Origin of the sequence: Pseudomonas sp. CCC4.1, from assembly GCF_035019225.1 — a bacterium.
Lineage (GTDB): Bacteria > Pseudomonadota > Gammaproteobacteria > Pseudomonadales > Pseudomonadaceae > Aquipseudomonas > Aquipseudomonas bubulae.
Genome location: NZ_JASJWL010000017.1, coordinates 1 through 15,171, shown reverse-complemented (window position 1 = coordinate 15,171; position 15,171 = coordinate 1). Strand labels below are relative to the sequence as shown.

Annotated in this window: 15 protein-coding genes; 6 read left to right on the top strand and 9 right to left on the bottom strand. The window is 58.7% G+C overall.

All coding sequences use genetic code 11. The features are described from left to right. Positions 1 to 68: 68 nt before the first annotated feature. The 3 genes from QN377_RS09415 to quiC all read right to left on the bottom strand — a co-directional run bounded on the left by QN377_RS09415 (position 69) and on the right by quiC (position 3,334). Positions 69 to 575, bottom strand: coding sequence for an RNA polymerase sigma factor (locus QN377_RS09415; protein ID WP_095018398.1), 507 nt, complete (start codon positions 573 to 575; stop codon positions 69 to 71). Positions 576 to 678: 103 nt separating this feature from the next. Next, on the bottom strand, positions 679 to 1,356 hold the full coding sequence (locus QN377_RS09410) for a TetR/AcrR family transcriptional regulator (RefSeq protein WP_095018399.1): 678 nt from the start codon (positions 1,354 to 1,356) through the stop codon (positions 679 to 681). A 67-nt stretch (positions 1,357 to 1,423) separates the two neighbouring features. Further along, positions 1,424 to 3,334, bottom strand: coding sequence for a 3-dehydroshikimate dehydratase QuiC (quiC, locus tag QN377_RS09405; protein WP_095018400.1), 1,911 nt, complete (start codon positions 3,332 to 3,334; stop codon positions 1,424 to 1,426). A gap of 244 nt (positions 3,335 to 3,578) precedes the next feature. Between quiC and QN377_RS09400 the strand changes: the two genes are divergently transcribed. Together QN377_RS09400 and QN377_RS09395 are read left to right on the top strand one after the other, a co-directional pair. Then, entirely contained in the window at positions 3,579 to 4,907 is a 1,329-nt protein-coding gene (locus tag QN377_RS09400; RefSeq protein ID WP_094999385.1) for an MFS transporter, read from the top strand. A gap of 23 nt (positions 4,908 to 4,930) precedes the next feature. Beyond that, on the top strand, positions 4,931 to 5,815 hold the full coding sequence (locus QN377_RS09395) for a DMT family transporter (RefSeq protein ID WP_094999386.1): 885 nt from the start codon (positions 4,931 to 4,933) through the stop codon (positions 5,813 to 5,815). 65 nt (positions 5,816 to 5,880) lie between these two features. Here QN377_RS09395 and pcaG read toward each other — a convergent pair whose 3' ends face one another. The 3 genes from pcaG to pcaQ all read right to left on the bottom strand — a co-directional run bounded on the left by pcaG (position 5,881) and on the right by pcaQ (position 8,245). After that, a complete protein-coding gene (gene pcaG / locus QN377_RS09390; protein ID WP_094999387.1) occupies positions 5,881 to 6,486 on the bottom strand; it encodes a protocatechuate 3,4-dioxygenase subunit alpha in 606 nt (201 codons plus the stop codon). An 11-nt stretch (positions 6,487 to 6,497) separates the two neighbouring features. Further along, entirely contained in the window at positions 6,498 to 7,217 is a 720-nt protein-coding gene (pcaH, locus tag QN377_RS09385; protein WP_016779340.1) for a protocatechuate 3,4-dioxygenase subunit beta, read from the bottom strand. Between the two features lie 98 nt (positions 7,218 to 7,315). Beyond that, on the bottom strand, positions 7,316 to 8,245 hold the full coding sequence (gene pcaQ / locus QN377_RS09380) for a pca operon transcription factor PcaQ (protein WP_094999389.1): 930 nt from the start codon (positions 8,243 to 8,245) through the stop codon (positions 7,316 to 7,318). Positions 8,246 to 8,448: 203 nt separating this feature from the next. Between pcaQ and QN377_RS09375 the strand changes: the two genes are divergently transcribed. Then, entirely contained in the window at positions 8,449 to 9,342 is an 894-nt protein-coding gene (locus QN377_RS09375) for a neutral zinc metallopeptidase (RefSeq protein ID WP_095018401.1), read from the top strand. After that, positions 9,343 to 10,329, top strand: a complete 987-nt coding sequence (locus QN377_RS09370) for a hypothetical protein (RefSeq protein WP_095018418.1) — start codon at positions 9,343 to 9,345, stop codon at positions 10,327 to 10,329. A 166-nt stretch (positions 10,330 to 10,495) separates the two neighbouring features. Here the strand turns inward: QN377_RS09370 and QN377_RS09365 are convergent, their stop codons facing one another. The 3 genes from QN377_RS09365 to QN377_RS09355 all read right to left on the bottom strand — a co-directional run bounded on the left by QN377_RS09365 (position 10,496) and on the right by QN377_RS09355 (position 12,607). Then, positions 10,496 to 11,086 (bottom strand): HAD family hydrolase, encoded by a 591-nt coding sequence (locus QN377_RS09365; RefSeq protein ID WP_095018403.1) that lies wholly within the window; start codon positions 11,084 to 11,086, stop codon positions 10,496 to 10,498. Then, positions 11,083 to 11,952 (bottom strand): acyl-CoA thioesterase II, encoded by an 870-nt coding sequence (tesB, locus tag QN377_RS09360; protein WP_095018404.1) that lies wholly within the window; start codon positions 11,950 to 11,952, stop codon positions 11,083 to 11,085. Before tesB ends, QN377_RS09365 begins: the two co-directional genes overlap by 4 nt. An 85-nt stretch (positions 11,953 to 12,037) precedes the next feature. After that, positions 12,038 to 12,607 carry a GNAT family N-acetyltransferase gene (locus tag QN377_RS09355; RefSeq protein WP_095018405.1) on the bottom strand — a complete coding sequence of 190 codons (570 nt, stop codon included), beginning with the start codon at positions 12,605 to 12,607 and terminating at the stop codon, positions 12,038 to 12,040. 91 nt (positions 12,608 to 12,698) lie between these two features. Here QN377_RS09355 and QN377_RS09350 point away from each other — a divergent pair, with 91 nt between their 5' ends. Together QN377_RS09350 and QN377_RS09345 are read left to right on the top strand one after the other, a co-directional pair. Further along, positions 12,699 to 13,619, top strand: coding sequence for a histone deacetylase (locus QN377_RS09350; protein ID WP_095018406.1), 921 nt, complete (start codon positions 12,699 to 12,701; stop codon positions 13,617 to 13,619). Between the two features lie 223 nt (positions 13,620 to 13,842). Next, positions 13,843 to 15,084, top strand: coding sequence for a TIGR03862 family flavoprotein (locus tag QN377_RS09345; RefSeq protein ID WP_095018407.1), 1,242 nt, complete (start codon positions 13,843 to 13,845; stop codon positions 15,082 to 15,084). Positions 15,085 to 15,171: the final 87 nt, after the last annotated feature.

Sequence of the window (15,171 nt, the reverse complement as noted above, 5' to 3'; positions counted from 1 at the left end):
CGTTATATATAAGCAGTGACGTCTCGCCGGCTAAAACTCAGTAAGCCGTTCATCCACATATTTGAAAGTTATTTCTCGGGCTCTTGTAGACGCTGCATGACGTAAGCCAAGGCTTTCGACAGATGCTTTTGCACCGAGCTGTCGGAAATTTCAAGATGGCGCGCAACTTGAGCATGGGTCATGCCCTCGATGCGGTTGAGACGGAAGATTTCCTGGGTGCGTTCGGGCAATTCGGACAATGCCTGCTTTAGAGCCATGCGCTGTTGTTCAGCCATCGCCTGGGCCTCCAGCCCTGCCATTTCGTCTTCGATTTCGGCCAGTGCTTCATGGGGGACCGTATCGGTCTTGCGCCGGGTTTCCTGACGAATGTGATCGACCAGCAGGTTGCCAGCAATGCGATAGAGGTAACCGGGGGAGTTGTCGATGTGCTCTTTGCGGTCACGCTCGGCCATGCGCAGAAAACTTTCCTGCACCAGGTCCGCGGCCAGCTGTGGGTCTCGTACCTTGCGCGCCAGATACCCGCGCAGGGTACTGGCATGCTTGAGGAACAAGCCCTTGAGATCCGTATCCAACAAACCGACTCCCTGAGCATGAAGGAAAGGGGCCGCTATCTTACTTTTTGTCGAGAATGATTTTCAATTGGTATTGTGTTTCATTAGTACAAAGTGTGCCGCCTGTTCACGCCTGCAAATAGCGCAATACGGCATCACACATCATGTCGCGCTGACGCTGCTTGACCTGCAGATCAGAGAAGTCGACCTGGAAAATTTCACCCAGGGTGTAGCGATTTGATACGCGGTAAAAACAGAATGAGCTGACCAGCAAATGCACATCCAGCGGGTTGAGCCCGGCGCGGAACACTTTTTGCTCCACACCACGCTGCAGGATGTTTTCAAGTGCCTGCACGATCGTGTCGTTCATGGCCTTGATGCCTTCGGAGCGCTTGATGTACTCGCCCTTGTGGATATTTTCGATGCTGACGATACGCACAAAATCCGCATTCATGTCGTGGTGGTCGAAGGTGAATTCCACCAGTCGTTGAATCGCCAGAACCGGCTCAAGCTGATCCAGATTCAAGCAGCTTTCGATGCTGCGGATTTCGCCGTACAACTTCTCCAGCACCTCGACGTAGAGTTGCTCCTTGCTGGTGAAGTAGTAATAGATCATGCGCTTGGAGGTTTTAGTGCGCTCGGCAATCGCATCCACCCGCGCCCCCGCCAGGCCTTGTTCGACGAACTCGACAATGGCTTCTTGCAGGATATTTTCCCGGGTCTTTTCAGGGTTGTTCTTACGGCTTTTGCGCGGTTCGACTAGCGGTGCCGTGGCGCCGGTATCGACTTCTGGAGTATTGGTCATTTAAGGCTCACGGCCAGGTTGGAGTGCCCGGGATTATGGGGCGCCCCGCCCCATGAAGGAAGTCGCCCTACAACTTTGCCTGACGCACCGCACCACTGCGTGACTTGGCCATCGCCGCCAGGCGCACCGCAACGTTCGCCGCGCCATACCCGGCATAGCCATTTTTGCGTTGCAGCAGCTCGAAGAAAAACCGCCCTTCAAACGCCTCGGTGTACACATGAAACAGCTCGCCACCCTGGGCATCGCGGTCATACAGCACGTTGAAATAGGCCAGTTTGCTCAGGAATTCGTCATTGAAATCGAAGCGTGCAGCCAGGTCGTCGTAATAATTGAGCGGGATATCCAGCAGCGGCACGCCTGCGGCTTTGGCGCGGCTGACTTCGGCGAACAGGTCGTCACACTCAAAGGCGATATGGTGCACACCCGAGCCGCGATAACTCGACAGAGCATGTGAGATGGCGGTGTTTCTGTTCTCGGAGATATTCAGCGGCAAGCGAATCGAGCTGCAACGACTACGCAGCGCGCGGCTCTTTACCAGACCATAGGGGTCGGGGAGCACCACTTCGTCATCGGCTTCGAAATCCAGCAGGCTCTTATAGAACAGTACCCAGCTGTCGAGGCTGTCGGCGGGTAATGCCATCGCCATATGATCGATGCGTTTAAGGCCGCCCTGGGGTGATGGGGCTGACGTGAGGTTGAAGTCAGATTCATACAACGGCTTGCCGGTAGCGTCTTTGTCCACCAGATAAATCAGGCTGCCATCGGGCGCACGCACTGCCGCCAGCTCCAGTTCGTTAGGGCCGACCAGCCCGCGATAAGGCTGCCCCTTGTAGGCCACGGCACGGGCCAGTGCGCTGGCACTGTCTTGCACCCGAATGGCAGTGGCACATAAAGACGGACCGTGGGCCTCAAAAAAGTTATGGGCAAAAGAATAGGGTTCGGCGTTGAGGATCAGGTTGATATCACCCTGGCGCAGCAAGCTCACATTTTTTGAGCGGTGCTGCCCGGCCTTGCTGAAACCCAGGCGCTCAAGCCAGTGGGTCAGTTGCGCGCCCTGGCTTTCATCCACGGCAAATTCGAGAAACTCGATGCCATCGTACGAACTGGCAGCGGGCGGGGCGAACAGTGGCTCCAAGGTAGCGACCGGGGCATTTTGCAGGGCAAGCCGCTCGCGGGTTTTCTCTTCCAGATACAGCAACGAACGCAAGCCATCGGCCGCATTGGCGCGGGGCGGAGCGGCGCGAAAACCGTCGTTGAAGATCTCCAGCGACAGCGGCCCGGTGTAGCCACTTTGTATGATCGGTGCCAGGAAGCCTGGCAGATCGAACTCGCCCTGCCCCGGGAAACAGCGGAAGTGACGGCTCCACTCCAGCACATCCATCGCCAGAATCGGGGCGTCTGCCATCTGTACAAAGAAGATTTTGTCACCCGGAATCTGCGCAATGCCACTCGGGTCACCCTTGAGGGACAGGGTGTGGAAGCTGTCGAGCAATACGCCGAGGTTGGGGTGATCGACCTCGCGCACCAGGTCCCAGACCTGTTGCCAGGTGTTGACATGACGGCCCCAGGCCAGGGCTTCGTAACCAATACGCAGATTGCGCGCCCCGGCGCGCTCGGCGAGCAGGCTCAGGTCATCGAGCAGAATCTGCCGGTCACCCACCGAATCCGTTGCGGCATTGCTGCACACCAGCACCAGATCGGTGCCCAGTTCCTGCATCAGGTCAAACTTGCGTTCGGCGCGGTCGAGGTTGCGGGCCAAACGGTCGCGGCGGCAGCCTTCAAAATCACGAAACGGCTGAAACAGGCTTATTTCCAACCCCAGATCGGTACATATCTGACGCACCTCTCGGGGGCTGCCGTCATAATACAGCAGGTCGTTTTCAAAAATTTCGACCCCGTCAAAACCTGCCGCCGCAATGGCATCGAGCTTCTCCGGCAGGGTGCCGCTCAAGGAAACCGTGGCGATCGAACGCTTCATTTATAACTCCCAGGATTGGCGCAGCCTGCAGGCGACGGCATTTCTTAATGGCTTGATTATTAAGGGCGCCCTATTATTGAGCAACCAATCTGTACCAACCGGTTAGTTTTTCGTGCGATTATCGAACAATATGGCCTATCTTGAATTGACGACTTTTTGTCCACTCGCCACCATCAAGCCCGTACTCCCTGCGTCACTTGTTGTGCAACACCACATAAAAATTCCAAGAAACGGGTAAACATCCATGGTCCCTTCTCCGACTGCACGCACCACTTCTGCCCATGCTCCAAACGCAGGAATCGGTGACAAGATTCGCGGCACCCTGGCGACTGGCAAAACCCGTTGGGGCATGCTCGCACTGGTGTTTTTCGCCACCACCCTCAACTTTATCGACCGTGCTGCCCTGGGCGTAATGCAACCGATCCTGGCCAAGGAGATGAGCTGGACGGCGATGGATTACGCCAACATCAACTTCTGGTTTCAGGTGGGCTACGCCATCGGCTTCGTGCTGCAAGGCCGACTGATCGACCGTGTCGGGGTCAAGCGCGTGTTCTTCTGCGCCGTGTTGCTGTGGAGCCTGGCCACCGGCGCCCATGGCCTGGCCACTTCGGCGGTGGGCTTTATGATCTGCCGCTTTATCCTAGGCATCACTGAAGCCGCCAATTACCCGGCCTGCGTAAAAACCACGCGCCTGTGGTTCCCGGCCAGCGAGCGCGCCGTGGCCAGCGGCATCTTCAACGCCGGCACCAACGTAGGCGCCATGTTCACGCCGATGATGTTGCCGCTGGTACTGCATGTGTGGGGCTGGCAGGCGGCCTTTTTGTGCATGGCAGCCTTGGGCGGTATCTGGCTGATCTTCTGGGGTTTGAAGTACTACAACCCGGAAGAGCACCCGACCGTCACCAAGGCCGAGCTGGACTACATCCAACAAGAGAAAGAGCCTGAGCAAACCACCGTCTCGTTCGGCACCATCCTCAAGATGCGCGGTACCTGGGCCTTCGCCTTGTCCTACGCCATGACGGCACCGGTGTTCTGGTTCTACCTGTACTGGCTGCCGCCGTTCCTGAACCAGCAATACAACCTGGGCATCAGCGTGACGCAAATGGGCATCCCGCTGATCATCATCTACATCACTGCCGATTTCGGCAGTGTGGGCGGCGGGATCCTGTCATCGGTTCTGATCAAACGCGGCATGGCGGCAGTCAAGGCGCGCCTGGTGTCGATGCTGTTGTGTGCCATCAGCATCATCGGCGTGGTGATGGCCGCAGGCTCCAGCCAGCTGTGGGTCGCAGTGGGCGCCATTGCCCTGGCCCTGGGTGCGCACCAGGCCTGGACGGCCAACGTGTGGAGCATGGTGATGGACTACACACCTAAGCACATGATGGGCACCGTGTTCGGCTTTGGCGGCATGTGCGCTGCGATCGGCGGGATGTTTATGACCCAGTTCGTGGGCTATGTGCTGACGGTCACCAACAATAATTACACCTTGCTGTTCACCATGATTCCAGCGATGTACTTCATTGCGTTAGTGTGGATGTACTTCATGGCACCGCGAAAAATCCCGCAGGTTTAGCGCATAGAACACCGAGGTATTCGATGACATTACCCACACCCCTTTCGGGGGTGAACCAACCCTTGAAGGGCATCTTGCTGATTGTGACGGCCACAGCGCTGTTCTCCAGCCATGATGCGCTGTCCAAGTACCTCAGTGGTTTTTACCCGGTGGTGATGGTGGTGTGGGCACGTTACCTGGTGCATACCGTATTGATGGCAGGGATCTTTCTGCCGCAGTCGGGGTTGCGTGTACTGCGCAGCAAACGGCCTTTGCTTCAGGTGTTGCGGGCTATCTGCCTGCTGGGTTCGGGCCTGTTCTTCACCTATGGCTTGCTGTTTATCCCGCTGGCTGAAAATACCGCGGTCAACTTTCTGGCACCGCTGCTGGTGGCGGCCTTGTCCGGGCCGCTGCTGGGCGAGACGGTCACGCGGGGGCAATGGTTGGCGGTGGTGTGCGGCTTTATCGGCGTGGTCATCATCATCCACCCGGGTGGCGAACTGTTTACCCCAGCGGTGTTACTGCCGATGGCGGCGGCGTTGTGCTTTAGCTGCTATCAAATCCTCACGCGCAAACTCAGCGCGTACGACAGCCCTACCACCAGCAACTTTTTTGCCGGGCTGTTCAATGTGCTGGTGATGAGTGCGCTGGTGCCTTTTTTCTGGCAAACGCCAACCCTGACCCACGGCCTGCAAATGCTGGCTTTGGGCAGCCTGGGCATGACTGCGCACTTGCTGCTGACCCAATCGTTTCGCGTTGCTGCACCGGCATTGCTGGCGCCATTCAGTTACTGCCAGATCGTATTCTCGGGGATATTGGGCTGGTTGCTATTTGACCACACACCAGATCTGGCCAGCCGGGTCGGTATTGCGATTATCTGTGCCAGCGGGTTGGCGGCGGCGTGGCAGCAGCGGCGCAGCCGCACATAATTCCCGTAGCAGCTGCCGAAGGAACGAGGCAGCTGCTACAGATTTTGCATTTGCCTCATATCCTTTTAAAAGTCGAAGAACACCGTCTCGCCTTCGCCCTGAATGCGGATGTCAAACCGATAGGCCGTTTTGCCATTTACTTCGCAACGCTGGGCGATCAGGGTTTCACGCCGTTGCGGCTGTTCGATCAGGTTAAGCACCGGGCACTTGGCATTGGCTTCTGGCTCATCGCTAAAGTACAGCCGCGTCTGCAAATGGATGTTGATACCCCGGGCAAACAGCGACACGTTGATATGCGGCGCCATCGGCACGCCAGCTGCGTTGTTCACCACGCCCGGCTTGATGGTATTGAGTGTCCACTCACCCGCATCGAAGGTGGTGGCGGTGCGACCAAAGCTGTTGAAGGCTTTTTCCGAGTCGAAGTTTTCGTCATAGACCCCTTTATGGTCGGCTTGCCAAAGCTCCAGAAAAGAGTCGCGCACCAGGTGGCCATTACCGTCATAAACGTTGCCAAACAGCACAATATGCTCGCCCGCAGCATCGGGTCTGGCCATTTCGCTCCAGATTTCCTCTGGACGCGACGGGTTGCCGGCCGCAGCCAGCGCCAGGCCGATATGCACGTAGGGGCCAGCAGTTTGCGATGGGGTTTCCGGTAGCAGTTCGATAGGCATGACGGGGCTCCTCAGCAGTTTTCGAAGTGAGTCTGGCGCTGACCGCGCAGCACAATGTCAAAACGATAGGCCAGACAATCCATCGGATTGGCCGCGCCCATGTCCAACCGGGCAATCAGGCTCTGCACGGCATCGGCGTTGGTAATCGATTTGACGATCGGGCACATGGGGATCATCGGATCACCTTCGAAGTACAGCTGGGTAATCAGGCGCGTGGCAATCGAGGGGCCACTGATGGAAACGTGGATATGCGCCGGGCGCCAGTCATTAGGCCCGTTACGCCACGGGTAAGGCCCTGGCTTGACAGTGCGAAAGCTGTAATAACCTTCACTGTCGGTCAAGGTGCGGCCCACGCCGCCGAAGTTTGGGTCCAGCGGCGCCAGGTAGCGGTCGTTCTTGTGACGATACCGACCGCCAGCGTTGGCCTGCCAGATTTCCACCAAGGTATGAGGAATCGGCTTGCCATATTGATCGCGCACGCGACCTGCCAGGATGATCCGCTCGCCTATCGGCAAACCGCCATTATTGAAATTCAGCAGCAAGTCGTTGTCGAACTTGCCGAACTTAAGGTGGGAAAAGTCAGGCCCGCTGGTCTCACTCACCGATTGCGGGATGCTCACCAGCGCCTGACGCGGGGAACGGGCAATGGAAGTCTTGTAGTCAGGGGTCAGAGCTTTGGGGTGCCAGTTGCGGTCACGGATGATAAAGCGCCGGCTGTCTGCATCAGACATGTCGATCTCCTGTTGTTTTTATAAAGGCTGGGCGCCAGTTTTAACCAACAGGGGCGTAACGACTATTGAAAAGGCCAGGCCTATCCATAACCAAATGGTTATGGATAAATGCCTTCGCCGTAAGCTTGGCCCAATTCACGCAAAACCTCGACACACCCTTGCGCTGCCACCGACATCGGCACATGGGCGTTGCTGCAAATACCGATCGAACCGCCCGGCTCACGCTGGCCCAGGTCGATTTCTTGCAGCTCGCCACTGGCCAGGTCCAGGCGCACGGCATCCAGCGGGGCGATCCACACCGCATCGTTGCGCAGCACATAACGCCGGCTGAGGGTGATCGACAGGGTTTCCAGGCGCTGGCGGGACTGGCTGATGCCGCACTGCACAAACAGGCTGTCGGCAAAGGTGCGAATGGTGGTGTTGGCCAATGGCAAAACCAGCGGGTAATTTTCCAGCTGGCTGCGGTCCAGCGGTCCCCGGATCAAGGGGTGATCTGCGCGCACCACCAGGGTCATGGATTCGCTGTAGAGATGCTCAAAATTCATACCCTGAATTTCCGGGCTATCGGTCATGCGCCCCACTACCAAATCGACATCGCCTACCCGTAACTGCGATAACAGATAGGCGCTGGGCCCGGTCACGACGCTCACCACCAGCGACGAATGCCTGGCGTGCAGGCGCTGCACCAACTCGGGTATCAGCAGGCTTTCTACCGTCGACAACACCCCCAGACGCACCGTACCGCCCACGTATTCGCCACCCCGCAGAGCATTCACACCTTCCCGCAAGGCCTGCACCGAAGGTGTCGCATAACGCAGAAAGGCCACCCCGGCCTCGGTCAGGGTGACCCCGCTTTTACTGCGTACAAACAGGCTGACCGTCAGTAACTCCTCAAGCTCCTTGAGGGTTTTTGACATCGCTGGCTGGCTTACCGCCAGCACATCCGCCGCCCGCGCCAGGCTGCCCTGGCGCGCCATCTCCAAAAAGCATACGAGGTGGCGGTACTTGATACGGGTATCGATATTCACAGGGCTAACAACTCCGGGGCGGGGATTGGCGTGGCGTATTCAACCACTTCAGCCCGATGCCCGGAACTGTATTAAGGCGTTCAGGTCTTTTTAGCGCAATGCCATACTCGCCCCCCCCACCCAAGAAACGTCTGACAGCCGGGCTGGCATTGTCCCGACTCAGCAACAACACTTGAACACACGATTTATCAGAGGACTCCCCCATGCTTTGGAAAAAAGGTCGACGTAGCGATAATGTCGAAGACGTACGCGATCAAGGCACCGGTGGTGGTGGCGGGATGCGGTTAGGCGGCGGCAAAGGTCTGAGTTTGATGGCCGTGGTGGTGATTGTTGGCATCGGTTTGTTGACCGGGCAGGACCCCATGCAGATCCTCGGACAGTTAAGCGGCCAGCTCACCGAACAGTCTTCGCCTCAGGTCACCCAGCCAGCCGGTCGCGCACCGGCGGCCAATGACGAGCAGGCCGATTTTGTACGGGCGATTCTGGGTGACACAGAGGACACCTGGCGCCAAGTGTTTCAGCAAGCCGGACGCAGCTATAAAGACCCGACCCTGGTGCTGTTTCGCGGCCAGATCAATTCGGCCTGCGGCTTTGCAACAGCTGCCAGCGGGCCGTTTTATTGCCCGGCCGACCAGAAGGTCTATCTGGATATGAGTTTCTTCCAGGAAATGGCCCAACGCTTCAAGGCTGCTGGCGATTTTGCCCAGGCTTATGTGATCGCTCACGAAGTTGGCCATCATGTGCAGACCTTGCTGGGCGTGTCGTCGAAAATGCAGATGGCCCGTCAACAAGGCAAACGTATGGAAGGCGATGGTGGCTTGCTGGTGCGCCAGGAATTGCAGGCCGACTGTCTGGCCGGGGTGTGGGCCAACCTTGCGCAAAAACGTCACAATTGGCTGGAAGCAGGCGATATAGAATCGGCCTTGAACGCCGCCAATGCCATTGGCGATGATCGCTTGCAGCAGCAAAGCCAGGGCCGTGTGATGCCGGACTCTTTTACCCACGGCACATCGGCACAACGGGTGAAGTGGTTCAAGACCGGTTTTGCCCAAGGCAATATCAACCAGTGCGATACCTTCTCGGCAGCGAGGCTTTAAATGGGAATACGCTCTATCGCTTCATTAATGGGCCTGATGCTGGCCTGCTCTGTGGTTCAAGCAGCCGAGCACGGAGTTAAAGAACTCAGCCCCGAACATCTCAAGATCGGCCCCGGCGAGTTGAGTGTCGGGGTGAGTCAGGACTGGAAACAGCCACTGCCTCAGGTGCAACGCGCACTGATCGTGATTCATGGTCGTCTGCGCAACGCCGAGACGTATTTACACAGCGCCGAGCAAGCCGCGACGCAGGCCGGGCAGCTGCCCACAACCCTGGTCATTGCACCGCAGTTTCTCAATGAAAGCGATGGCTCGCGCCATACCTTGCCCGACAATGTGCTGCGCTGGCATGCCAATGACTGGATGGCCGGTGCCCCTGCTGTGAGCCCACAGGCACTGAGTTCCTACGCGGCACTGGATCAGATCCTTGAGCGTCTTGATGACCGCAAGCGCTTCCCGGCCTTGCGCGAGGTGGTGATTGCCGGGCACTCCGGCGGCGCCCAAGTGGTGCAGCGCTATGCCCTGACCACCCAGGCCGACAAGGCCTTGCAGGCAGACGGGATCAAGGTGCGCTATGTAGTGGCCAACCCGTCTTCTTATGCCTACTTCAATGCACAGCGACCGATTCCGACCTTTGATGCTGCAAACTGCCCGGGCTTCAATACCTGGAAATACGGGCTCAAGGATCTGCCAGCCTACGCAGATGGGCAAAAACACCGACAGTTGGAACAGGCCTATATAGAGCGCGACATTACCTATCTGCTAGGCGCCAAGGACATCGACCCCAACCACCCGGCGCTTGATAAAGGCTGCGAAGCCGAGGCCCAGGGGGCGTTCAGGCTGGTAAGGGGCAAGAACTACTTTGAGTATTTGACCCAGCGCCATCCACAAGGGCTCAATCAACGGTTGATTGAAGTGCCCGGGGTGGGGCACAACGGCGATCAGATGTTTACCTCGCCTGAAGGTCAGAAGGCGTTGTTTGGCGAGTAAGAGCACCCTGTGTAGCAGTTGCCGAAGGAACGAGGCTGCGTTCGATTGCAAAGCGATCGTGAAGTCTGAGTGCACGGTTTAACTGACTCTCCGCGGTGCCTGGATTTACGACGGCGTCGCCGTCGAACGCAGCCTCGTTCCTTCGGCAGCTGCTACGCGTATTTCGTTAACCGAGCAACCGGCGCAGCGCGTAGCAGTCTTTGGCATGCCAGTCGGTCAGTTCCGGCCACGGGTTTTCAGGAACATTGACCAGTACGGTTTTGCTGCCTGCCGCGCGACCACACGCCAGGTCAAAGTAGTAATCCCCCACCATTACCATGTTCGCCGCTGCTACATCCCATGCCCGCGCCAGTTGCAGCAGGCCGTCCGGGTCGGGTTTGTGCGCCGCGTTGTCCCGGCCCAGTACATCCTCGGGCGCAAAGCATTCGCCCAGGCCAATGGCCTTGAGGGTGATATGCGCCAGCTCCTGGGCATTTCGGGTCAGTATCCCCAGACGACAGCCACGAGCCGCCAGGTCGCGCACCAGCTCAACCGCGCCCGGCGCGGCAGTGGAGGCCTGTGCCAGCTCGCGTTCATGCTCCAGCAGCCAGGCGTGTTTGGCCGCCGCCACCTCGGTGGGCAGGCCGTTGAGATGAGTGAGGATATCGGCATCCGCCGGGATCTCCAGCTCACGGCGGATCAGGGCAAAGTCATGCACGGCAACAGTCAGGGTGCCGTCCATGTCGAAAACCCAGTGTTTGACGTCCTTGAGTGTCATACCCAGTCCTTGCGATGGCGGATCAACCCTTCCTGCGTGACCGAAGCCACCAGTTGGCCAGCGCGGTTGTAGACACTGCCACGGGAGAATCCACGGGAATTGCCCGCCCATGGACTGTCCATGGCGTAGAGCAACCAGTCATCGGCACGCAGGTCGGCATGGAACCACAGTGCGTGATCAAGGCTGGCGACCTGCATATCGTTTTGCCATACCCCTTTGCCATGGGGCAGCAAGGACGTGGTCAACAAGCCGAAGTCCGAGGCGTAGGCCAGCAGGTACTTATGCAGCGCCGGGGTATCGGGCAAGGTGCCGTCGGCGCGAAACCACACGTACTTGATCGGATCAGTAACCTTGGGGTTGAACGGGTCTTCTCCTACCACCGGGCGGAACTCGATAGGCTTGGCGCACAGCAGTTTTTCCCGCATCGACTCGGGGATCAGGTGCGCACGCAGGCGCATCATGTCCAGTTCCGAGGGCAGATTCTCAGGGCCCACAACGTCAGGCATAGTCGTCTGGTGTTCAAAACCGCCTTCGTCGTACTGAAACGAGGCGCTGCTGGTAAAAATCGGCTGGCCCTTCTGGATCGCGGTCACCCGGCGCGTGCTGAAGCTGCCGCCGTCCCGCACGCGATCAACCTGATACACCACGGGCAAACCGGCATCACCAGGGCGCAGGAAATAGCCGTGCATGGAGTGCACATGGCGGGCGTCTTCAACCGTCTGGCTCATGGCCGACAGCGATTGACCGAGCACCTGACCACCGAACAACTGGCGAAAGCCCAAGTCCTGACTGCTGCCGCGAAAGAGGTTCTCTTCGATCGGTTCCAGGGTCAGCAAATTGACCAGATCATCCAACACTTGGCTCATTCAGATTCTCCTCACACAGAGCATTACCGTCGTAATCTTCGTTACGCAGGTCAAAATTTTCGGCTTGCGCCGCTAAACACACCGCCTAGCCGTGCAGGGTTTCCAGCCACTGTGCCCGCGTGATCCGGTACAGCACATGGGGTCTGAGCGGGTCGCCTGCGGGCAGCAAGGGGTGTTCAAAATCACCGTCGACATCGTGCTGCATGCCAATCGCCTGCATGACTTTTTGCGAGGGCAGGTTCAGCTCGCTGGTAAACGACACCACCTGGTCCAGGGCCAGACGATCAAAGGCGCAGCGCAACACGGCCCAGGCAGCCTCACTGGCGTAACCCAGGCCCCAGTGTTCGGGAGCCAGACGCCAGGCGATTTCTACGGCAGGGGTAAACGGCGCCTCGAACGACACATTCATCAGCCCGGTAAAGCCGATAAAGGCACCAGTATCCTTGCGCTCCAATGCCCATACCCCGTAGCCATATTCGGCAAAGTGACCACGAACCCGGCCAATCAGCGCGGCGCTTTCAAGGCGGCTCAGGGGCGCCGGAAAATAGCGCATCACCTGAGGGTCGGCGCACATGGCAGCGAACTCGGGCAAGTCTGTGTCACGCCAGGGGCGCAAGTGCAAACGGGCACTTTCGAGCTCTTTGATCTGCTCCATCCGTCCTCTCCGATTTGTTACCGGGCTTTACATATGATGAGAGTGTACAGCGCTGGTAATATCCAGCGCTCGTTACGACGCGAAAATCCCTATGCCAGTGCCGCTGATTTACCACGATGACTACAGCCCGCAGTTCCCAGCGGAGCATCGTTTTCCTATGGATAAGTTCCGCCTGTTACGCGATCACCTGGTCGACTCCGGGCTGACCCTTGATGCAGAGCTGCTGCGTCCCGAATTATGCCCTGTGGATATCCTCGCCCTGGCCCATGACCGCAGCTATATCGAGCGCTATATGGCAGGCGAGCTGGCCCGCGAAGATCAACGCCGCCTGGGCCTGCCCTGGAGCGAGGCACTGGCGCGACGTACCGTTCGCGCCGTGGGCGGATCTCTGCTGGCCGCCGAGCAGGCGCTTGAGCACGGCCTGGCCTGCCATCTGGCGGGCGGCACTCATCACGCGCACTACGATCACCCGGCGGGTTTTTGCATCTTCAACGATCTGGCGATCATCAGCCGCTATATGCTGGAAAGCGGCCGGGTAAACCGCGTACTGATTTTTGACTGCGATGTGCATCAGGGCGACGGTACTGCGCGAATTCTTGAACATACGCCGGATGCCATTACCGTTTCCCTGCACTGCGAAAAAAACTTTCCGGCACGCAAGGCGCAAAGCGACTGGGACATCGGCCTGCCTATGGGTATGGGCGATGCTGAATATTTGCAAGTGGTGGACGAGGCGCTCAATTACCTGCTGCCGTTGTATCAACCGGATCTGGTGCTGTATGACGCCGGGGTCGATGTGCATAAAGACGACGCCCTGGGCTATTTGAAGCTCACCGATGAAGGTGTGGCGGCCCGTGACGAGAGCGTGATGCGCCATTGTCTGGGTCGCGACATACCGGTGGTCGGGGTGATTGGCGGCGGATACAGCAAGGATCGCAAGGCCCTGGCGCGCCGCCACGGAATATTGCATCACAGTGCACAGAAGGTCTGGCTGTCATCAGGTTGTCACTGAGGTGTGATTTTACCCACAATGCCTGTGGAACTGCCTGTGGATAACCTGAGTGAAAGCGCCTGCAGGGCACAGAGAACATGGCCTCCAGAAGGCTGTATGTTTTTCGTACAGCCATCGCTATCTCTGTAACAGCTGCCGAGGGACGAAGGCTGCTGCTACAGGGGATCTGCTCCGCCCAGTCAGGTAGAATGCCCGGCCTATTTCGCCGATTTGCAGCCCTGCCATGACTGAACCCTCCACACTCCCTTCCCGTCACGTCGCCATTATTGGCGGTGGCCCCGCCGGTTTGATGGCCGCCGAAGTGTTGAGTCAGGCTGGGGTGAAGGTCGATCTCTACGATGGCATGCCGTCGGTGGGCCGCAAGTTTCTGCTGGCCGGGGTCGGCGGCATGAATATCACCCATTCCGAAGCCTACCCGGCCTTCCTGTCGCGCTACGCCGAACGCGCACCGCAGATGGCACCGTTGCTGCGCGCCTTCGATGCCGATGCGTTGTGCCAGTGGATTCATGAGTTGGGGATCGAAACCTTTGTCGGCAGTTCCGGCCGGGTGTTCCCCACCGATATGAAAGCCGCGCCGCTGCTGCGCGCATGGCTCAAGCGCCTGCGCGAGTCCGGTGTAGTTATCCACACCCGCCACCGCTGGCTGGGTTGGCAGGCCGATGGCCAGTTGCTGGTGGACAGTCCCGAAGGCCAAAAGCAGCTCAACCCCGACGCGGTGCTGCTGGCCCTGGGCGGTGGCAGTTGGGCGCGACTGGGCTCGGACGGTGCCTGGATGCCCTTGCTGGCTGAGCGCGGCGTTGACCTGGCCCCCTTGCAGCCGAGCAATTGCGGGTTTGATGTGGCGGGCTGGAGCGAGGTGCTGCGCAGCAAGTTCGCCGGCGCCCCGCTGAAAAACATCGCCATTGCCCTGGAACACAGCACGCCGCGCCTGGGCGAATGCGTGATTACCGCCACAGGCATTGAAGGCAGCTTGATTTACGCCTGGTCGGCGCCGATTCGTGAAGCGATCAATCAACAGGGTGAAGCGACGATCCTGATCGACCTGCTGCCGGGCAAGCCTGTGGATAAAATCCAGGTAGCCTTGGCCAAACCCCGCGGCTCACGCTCGATGAGCAAGCATTTGCACAGCCAGCTGGGGATTGATGGGGTAAAAGCGGCGCTGTTGCGCGAGCTGGCGCCTGCAGAATGCTTCAATGACCCGGCGCAACTGGCTCAGGCCATCAAGGCGCTACCGTTGAAGCTGATAAAAGCCCGCCCCTTGGACGAAGCCATCAGCAGCGCCGGTGGCGTGCGGTTCGAGGCTGTGGATGAAAATCTGATGCTCAGGCAATTACCCGGCGTGTTTTGTGCAGGCGAGATGCTGGATTGGGAAGCACCCACCGGCGGCTACCTGCTCACGGGCTGTTTTGCCAGTGGTCGTGCGGCAGGGTTAGGGGTATTAAGCTGGTTGAAGGCTAAACGTTGACCGTCCCTGTGGGAGCGGGGCAGCGGGCGGGGGCCCGTTGCCGGGAGGGGGGGGGCCCCACGTGGTGGTTTTTTGCGAGGCCCGGGG